The organism is Arthrobacter sp. CP30 (assembly GCF_053470025.1).
Window position 1 is genome coordinate 1 of record NZ_JBQEMM010000037.1, and the last position, 619, is coordinate 619.

The 619-nt window shown below is 64.5% G+C and carries 1 protein-coding gene; it reads left to right on the forward strand.

Annotated features, from left to right (window positions below):
* The coding region (locus tag ACTIMO_RS17195; protein ID WP_448183209.1) for a hypothetical protein at nt 1-619 on the forward strand (619 nt) is incomplete at both ends.

Sequence of the window (619 nt, forward strand, 5' to 3'; positions counted from 1 at the left end):
AGTATATCCCGCCTCACGCGAGCATCGACTATTACCGTGCCCAGGTGGTGATGCTGGCCGATGCGCTCGAAAAGGTCGCCGGCCACGTCGGCACGATGCAGCGCGAAGGCTCGGCCGATTTCCATGCCGGATGCGCCGCCATCATGAAGGACTGCCTGCCTGTTTTCCAGCAAGTGGGCATGTCGGACGATGGAGACGGCTTTGGCTTTGATCGGGCCGCTGACGAGACGATCGGCGACGCCTCCCATTGCTGGGGCTTTCGGAAAGCGATGCGGCACCTCAAGCCCGCTCTCGCCAAGCCCCGTCCGGATCGCGAGGCGGCAGGATCGCTGGCAAAGCGCTGCGACGAGATTCTCTCGTGGCGAAAGACCGGCATCTACGAGGGCACCGAACTGGCGGCGTTTGCCGAGCGTGCTGGCCGTGTCGATGACGGCAGCGAGCCTGGACCGTATCGCTGGGCGGAAGACGCCACGATCCGAGAGGCGCTTGAGATCTGCGCCAGCGCCAACCCGCAGCGGAGGCCGGAGCGGGAGGCTGTGATCGATGCGATGTACCGGGTTGCAGTGGCGGACGTGAAGGCGAGTGAAGCAGATTCACCATTTGCCGGCCTCACCAAGCA